This is a genomic window from Priestia sp. SIMBA_032 (genome assembly GCF_046535215.1).
GTDB lineage: Bacteria > Bacillota > Bacilli > Bacillales > Bacillaceae_H > Priestia > Priestia aryabhattai.
In genome coordinates, this window is record NZ_JAWRXD010000033.1 from 23,235 (window position 1) to 31,145 (window position 7,911).

The window sequence follows — 7,911 nt, forward strand, 5'->3', positions numbered from 1 at the left end:
GCTGTTAGATGTTTTTCATATAGATAACCCACCTAAAACAGGCATATGACCATAAAGTAATTTGTATTCTTAAAGTCATCTGTCTTTCTAAAAACTAACTGATGGAAAACTTAACTATAGGGGAAAAATTCTGAAACGAATATTTACACTAATAAAAAATATACATGTTCAGATACAAATAAAAATGATTATAATCATTAGTTCTAATCTGCTCTATCCCTAATAGTGATAATTATGTAAAAGAACATGCTCCTTAGTTGTATTAGTATGAGGTTCGGTAAGAGGTTTGATTGCATAATCCTATATTAATCATTGATTAATGAATTGTTTTTCCTCTTGTCCTAGGACACAGAAAATTTATAAATATTTTTATATAGGGAGAGTCACTGGCATCATTAGTTCCAACGGCTATGCTTCAGCTAACTTCATTATTTATTCCTCTCTCCATAAATTGGCTAATCTCAAGGGTTTATAAGAAGGAAAAATAAAATATAAAAAATTCTTTTATATTCATTTAAAACCTTATATTTTCCTTTTCACTACAAACCGGTACTAAAAGAAATAACTTCTCTACCCTTTTTCTATTATTAAAAATACAATAGAGACATACCTATGGTCGTACAATGGGTCGCTTGCATAGTTAACATAATCGCAGGTAAAAAAACTTAATGATATTAATGAATACGTTAAAATAACTTAGCCTACTCAAATTTTAAGAGTAGGCTTTTTATAACTTCTATAACTTTTTCGGCTTAGAAGGAGACGGGGTTCCCTCGGGCACAAATGTAAAATAGCTAAGTTTTAAGTATAATTTCTGAAGATAATAGCTAGTTAAATCAAGAGTAGGAAGTAATAAAGGATAAAACCGACAACAAGTAAGCTAGCCCATGTTTTGAAAATTTCATTATATATATTCTATAGGACGTAAAGTGAAGTTTTATTCCCTAATATCTGTTATCTTAATTAGTAAAGGAAACAGCCATATTATATACAATTTATATTTATGAATTGATAATTATAAATTGTAGAGTAATTGGTACATCTTTTGAAGGAGATTCTTCTAAAGTTAATTTTCCTTCTTCAACTGTGTAAGTACTTTGAGGCTGCAGAATACCATTTATAAATAAGTTAATATAGGAAACTTTATTCGGTGACAATATTTTGGCATCTCCGTATTGTGGTACACCATCACTGTTTAAATATTCAAGTTTCTGTCCATCTGAAAAAGTAAAGTATAATAAGCTAGTTGTTGGTATTACTCCCTGAAGTGGTGGTCCTTGAGGTCCCGTGGCTCCTTGAGGTCCTGGTGGTCCTTGGGGTCCTGTAGCTCCTCGAGGTCCTGTAGCTCCTCGAGGCCCTGTGGCTCCTCGAGGTCCTGTAGCTCCTCGAGGTCCTGTGGCTCCTTGAGGTCCTGGTGGTCCTGGTTTTAGACAACAGCAAGGATGAGATTTACAGTAAGAACAAAATTTATTAATACATGAAGGATCCCTTCTAGAAAGGGAGTCCGGAAGTTTGTACTCATCGTAAATCTTTTTAGAGTAACGTTTTTTGCATTTCTTTTTTTGATAACATAATTTTTTATAATAATGATCTTTGTGCTTTATATTCATCCTATCTTTACCTCCTCCTTTCAGTGAATTTTGTTTTAATGTATTCTCATACCGAATAAAAGGGGATAAATTATATACTCAGTTAATGTAATTTCGGAAATGCATAAATAAAAAGAGAAGATCACATTTGTGATCTTCTTCTTAACCAATATAGCTCTTCACCTTAATGGATAAAAGTTTCTAGATTTATACAAACAATAGTTAATATAATTATGAAATTAATGGTATTACGTACTAATAACAGTAGTAACTGCTAAAGTACTCGTTGGTGTTGAAGTGGAGGTTGCTGTGTGAGTCACTATTTCTAAAGTAACAGGTGCTCCAACCGTGACATCATCATCAAGTGCTAGATCAGTTGGTGACAAAATGTACGCACTAGTTGGTTGAACTACACCATTAACATAAACAGTAGCATAAGAATTAGAGGTAAGCGTAGGTAAGACTGTAAGAGCAGTTCCATTTTCATCAATAAAGCTTCCAGCAGGGACGGTTGTTGTTAGGCCAACAACCATTGGAGCTGTAACGATTGCAGTAAATCTAGCAGGTGTAGGAGCAACACTGGTTGCAGTGGCAACTGTAATATCTCCGGTAATAGTGCTAGTAGCTGTAAAAACCGGTTTAATAATAGGCATATAAATTCACTCCTTCATAATTAATCAGTGAAGGAATTATTAGATAGTCCTTCTTTCTATTAATAATCCAAATTTCTAAATTCGCAACTGTCAAATGTCTATAGTTCGTCCACATATTTCTTGTTTCTTAATAATTAATACTTTTAGACATAAGACTTTGAATATATATTTATATATTTAGTTATTCGCCGTTTCTAAATCTGGGGAGAAGAATAATACAATAGGGAGAAGACTTTTTCAAGTACCTTGCTAACAAGTTAAAATCAAAATTACAGGTAACGTATATTATAAAGTTGTTTCTTGCCTCTTTTTTATTAATAAATTCACATGAGAATGCTAAACTTAATATTTTTAGAAAGGGGTGTATATGAATGCCTATTGTAAAACCTTTTATGAATTCCCTGAAATTCAGTTCTATAGCAGGAAATGGAACAGGCACAGGTCCTGGATACACTATTCTTGCTACAGCTTTTACGACTGATACAGGTATAGCTGCTACAGCTTTTCCATCATCACCTGCATATTATAACCTTTATATTAATGGTCAAATTCAAACAGCTGATACATCGACTATTACCACTGCTGCCATTACTATTCCAGATGGTGACACACTCTCTCCAGCGACTCCAATTGTAATAGAATTTGTTGTAAACTAGTCGTATCCTATTTCTGGACTAGTTCTTCTGTAAGCAAATCAGACATTTTTCAGAAATATGTATTTCTTATTTTCAAATAAAGCAGTGATTAGACAATAGCAAGGATAGAAATTATATCACAAACAAAATACTAAAAGAGATGGAGTCTCAAGCATAACCTGATCATATGATTGCTTATAATAGTTAGGTTTACATCTCTTTTTTCAACAGCATATCTTCTTTTAAATAAGCAAAATCTACCTGTCACCTTTACCCCCTTACGTTTTCTTTATTCATGTATCAAATAAAGAGGGAGAAATTATGTAATGTGACCATCTGGAATTTACATAAGAAGCTTCTAATTGCTTTATGACAAGCTACTGACTAAACTCAGTAGTTTTTTTATTTATTGTATTAAGATGAGGGTTCGGATATTAACCTCACTTAATTCCCACCTAATGATTGGGCTTTTTGGCGCATATATATAAACATATTCATTTATAAAGGAGGGGAGATATACACATTTTCTTACTTCTCTTATATACTGAAACGATTTATTTTATTCTAAGAGGTGAATTAATTGCCATATGTAAATCGATTTTTAACCAATGCCAATGGAGCTATTACATTTACAGGTAACACATTTGGGTTAAATAAACAAGCTAATGCTAATGCTCCTGGAACAGCAGGGTCTATTGGAACGTTCTTTAGCGTCAACCCAAGTTCTGTAGACGGCTCCTTTCCTACAGGAACTACTGCGAATTACTTACAAAATTCCTCCAGTGCTATTTTAAGACTTCCATCTACTACTACTCAAATTCTATACGCAGAATTAATATGGGGAGGAAGCTACCTTTATGGTGGAGAGGATGTTAGTTCTGCTTTAAATAATGCTGTCACTTTTATTACTCCTAGCAGAACGGTTAGTGTGCAATCAGATACGGCTACACGCTTTACCTTAACAAGTTCAAGTTTTTATTATGTGCGTAGTGCAAATGTAACAAATTTGATTTCTCAAGCAGGTACGTATTCAGTTCTAGGAGTTCCTGGAACACAAAGTACAACAGAGAACAACGCTAATGCAGCAGGATGGACACTGGCTGTAGTGTATGCTGATCCTTTACAAAAGTCTCGAAACTTATCTATTTTTGTTGGAGCAGAATTAACGAGTTCAGCTGCAGGAAGTTCTACAGCAGCTGTGTCTGGATTTGGCACGCCTATTACAGGAACAGTCAACGGAAGATTATTAGTAAGTGCTATTGAAGGAGATTCGGCTATAGTAGGTGACCAGCTTCAATTTGGGCCTACAACTGCGTCTTTGCAGCCTGTCTCTGGTCCTAATAATCCAATAAATAACTTTTTCGCTTCTCAGATTAATAACGACAGTGGTACATTAGATACAAGTGGACAGTTTGGCAGTTTAAATAGTACACCAGGAGGTAGCTTATCTGGTGCGAGACAGGGGTGGGATATTACCAATATTGACGTCTCAGCTCGTTTATCAAATAATCAAACTAGCGCCGTCGTACGTGGGACGACAAATGGAGATACTTATGTTATTAGTGCTTTGGCTCTTCAAGTAGATATTAATGCACCTGTTTTAAATGTATCAAAATCTGCTAATGTTACATCTGCTCGAACAGGGGATATCATTACTTATACAGTTCAAGTAAGTAATACTGGAACTGCTGCAGCCAATGTCCTAATAGCTACAGATCCATTGTCTTCAGCAACAACATTTATTCCTAATAGTTTACAAGTAGATGGTGTTACTCAGACAAACGTGGATATTCGAAATGGTCTGCCCCTTGGAACACTGAATATCAATCAAACTCGAGTTTTGACATATCTGGTTAGAGTGGTTGGCCCTCTTACATCAATCTCTTCTCTTGGTAATCAAGTTTTTATTAATTACCAATTTGAAAGTACACCAGGAAATGTATTAACTGGATCAGGTGCGTCTCCTGTTAATAGCGTAACAGCTATTAATACCCCTCCTACAGTTCCAAACTATACTATTACAAATCCCGAGGATACTGTAGCAATTGGAACAGTTATTGGCAATGATATTGATGGAAATCCATTAACATATCGTATTGGTACGAGGCCAACAAATGGAATAGTAACAGTTAATCCTAATGGACAATTTGTCTATACCCCTAATTTAAACTTTAACGGAACCGATCAATTTACGGTTATTGTAGACGATGGGCAAGGAGGAACAGCTACCTCCATAGTTACAATTATAAATACACCTGTAAACGATAATCCTGTTACTCAAAACTATGCAGTTATCACTAATGAGGATACCCCTCTAGTTGGTCAGATACAAGCTACAGATGTGGATGGTAACTCACTTACCTTTCAATTACAGTCTCCACCAACAAATGGAACAGTTACTGTAACTAACAGTGGTTCCTATATATATACCCCTAATTTAAATTTTAACGGAACCGATCAATTTACGGTGCTGGTATCAGATGGCCAGGGAGGAACGGCCGTTTCCACGGTGACAGTCACTGTTACACCGGTGAATGATGCACCAACGGTGCCAAACTACACGTTCAGTACGCAGGAAGACAGTCCTGTAGTAGGAGCGATAGTAGGGACAGATGTAGACGGAAATCCTCTTAGTTATCAGCTGCAAAACAGGCCAACAAATGGAATAACTGTAGTGAATACCAATGGAACCTTTAGCTATCAGCCAAATCTAAATTTTAATGGAACCGATCAATTTACAGTGCTGGTATCAGATGGTCAGGGAGGAACGGCCGTTTCCGCGGTAACCATTAATGTCATACCCGTAAATGATCCTCCAATTACGTCCAATGTCAGTTTTATCATTGCGGAAGATAGCACGTTAATCAATCGAGTTGTAGCGGTAGACCCAGATGGAGATTCATTAACCTTTAGTTTGCAAGCTGCGCCTGGCAACGGAGTAGCCGTGGTAAATGTAAATGGAACCTTTAGCTATCAACCGAATTTAAATTTTAACGGCACTGATCAGTTTACGGTGTTGGTATCAGATGGCAAGGGAGGAACGGCTGTTTCCACGGTGACAGTCACTGTTACGCCAGTGAATGATGCACCAACAGTGCCAAACTATACGTTCAGCACGCAGGAAGATAGCCCAGTAATAGGTGCCATAGTAGGGACAGATGTAGATGGAAATCCTCTTAGTTATCAGTTGCAAAACAGGCCAACAAACGGAATAACTGTAGTGAATACCAATGGAACCTTTAGCTATCAACCAAATCTGAATTTTAATGGGACTGATCAATTTACCGTGTTGGTATTGGATGGTCAGGGAGGAACGGCCGTTTCCACAATAACCATCAATGTCATACCCGTAAATGATCCTCCAATTACGTCCAATGTCAGCTTTACCATTGCGGAAGACAGCACGTTAATCAATCAAATCGTGGCAGTAGATCCAGATGGAAATCCGTTAACGTTCAGCCTGCAGACAGCACCTGGCAACGGAGTAGCCGTGGTGAATGCAGATGGAACCTTTAACTATCAACCGAATTTAAATTTTAACGGCACTGATCAGTTTACGGTGTTGGTATCAGATGGCCAGGGAGGAACGGCTGTTTCCACGGTGACAGTCACTGTTACGTCGGTGAATGATGCACCAACGGTGCCAAACTACACGTTCAGTACGCAGGAAGACAGCCCAGTAGTAGGTGCCATAGTAGGGACAGATGTAGATGGAAATCCTCTTAGTTATCAGCTGCAAGTTGCGCCAACCAACGGAGTGGCGGCAGTAAATGTCAATGGAACCTTTAGCTATCAGCCAAATCTAAATTTTAATGGAAGCGACCAGTTTACCGTGCTGGTATCAGATGGTCAGGGAGGAACGGCTGTTTCCACGGTAACCATCAATGTCATACCCGTAAATGATCCTCCAATTACGTCCAATGTCAGCTTTACCATTGCGGAAGACAGCACGTTAATCAATCAAATCGTGGCAGTAGATCCAGATGGAAATCCGTTAACGTTCAGCCTGCAGACAGCACCTGGCAACGGAGTAGCCGTGGTGAATGCAGATGGAACCTTTAGCTACCAGCCGAATTTAAATTTTAATGGAACCGATCAATTTACCGTGTTGGTATCGGATGGCCAAGGAGGAACGGCTGTTTCCACGGTGACGGTCACTATTACGCCGGTGAATGATGCACCAACGGTGCCAAACTACACGTTCAGTACGCAAGAAGACAGCCCAGTAGTAGGTGCCATAGTAGGGACAGATGTAGATGGAAATCCTCTCAGTTATCAGCTGCAAGTTGCGCCAGCCAACGGAGTGGCGGCAGTAAATGTCAATGGAACCTTTAGCTATCAGCCAAATCTAAATTTTAATGGAAGCGACCAGTTTACCGTGCTGGTATCAGATGGTCAGGGAGGAACGGCTGTTTCCACGGTAACCATCAATGTCATACCCGTAAATGATCCTCCAATTACGTCCAATGTCAGCTTTACCATTGCGGAAGACAGCACGTTAATCAATCAAATCGTGGCAGTAGATCCAGATGGAAATCCGTTAACGTTCAGCCTGCAGACAGCACCTGGCAACGGAGTAGCCGTGGTGAATGCAGATGGAACCTTTAGCTACCAGCCGAATTTAAATTTTAATGGAACCGATCAATTTACCGTGTTGGTATCGGATGGCCAAGGAGGAACAGATGTTTCCACGGTGACGGTCACTATTACGCCGGTGAATGATGCACCAACGGTGCCAAACTACACGTTCAGTACACAAGAAGACAGCCCAGTAGTAGGTGCCATAGTAGGGACAGATGTAGATGGAAATCCTCTCAGTTATCAGCTGCAAGTTGCGCCAACCAACGGAGTGGCGGCAGTAAATGTCAATGGAACCTTTAGCTATCAGCCAAATCTAAATTTTAATGGAAGCGACCAGTTTACCGTGCTGGTATCAGATGGTCAGGGAGGAACGGCTGTTTCCACGGTAACCATCAATGTCATACCCGTAAATGATCCTCCAATTACGTCCAATGTCAGCTTTACCATTGCGGA

General features: G+C 38.6%; 4 protein-coding genes. 2 read left to right on the forward strand and 2 right to left on the reverse strand.

Annotation, left to right across the window (positions count from 1 at the left end):
* Window positions 1-1,001 precede the first annotated feature (1,001 nt).
* Both SB717_RS31310 and SB717_RS31315 read right to left on the reverse strand, forming a co-directional pair.
* A complete protein-coding gene (locus SB717_RS31310) occupies window positions 1,002-1,610 on the reverse strand; it encodes a DUF4183 domain-containing protein (RefSeq protein ID WP_410906546.1) in 609 nt (202 codons plus the stop codon).
* 227 nt (window positions 1,611-1,837) lie between these two features.
* Entirely contained in the window at window positions 1,838-2,242 is a 405-nt protein-coding gene (locus tag SB717_RS31315) for a DUF4183 domain-containing protein (RefSeq protein WP_410906548.1), read from the reverse strand.
* 371 nt (window positions 2,243-2,613) lie between these two features.
* On the opposite strand from SB717_RS31315, the gene SB717_RS31320 reads away from it, so the two are divergent.
* Complete coding sequence (locus SB717_RS31320) at window positions 2,614-2,898, forward strand: DUF4183 domain-containing protein (RefSeq protein ID WP_016766751.1); 285 nt, start codon at window positions 2,614-2,616, stop codon at window positions 2,896-2,898.
* 559 nt (window positions 2,899-3,457) lie between these two features.
* Window positions 3,458-7,911, forward strand: a 4,454-nt coding sequence (locus tag SB717_RS31325; protein ID WP_410906550.1) for a tandem-95 repeat protein, incomplete at its 3' end; no start/stop codon positions are given.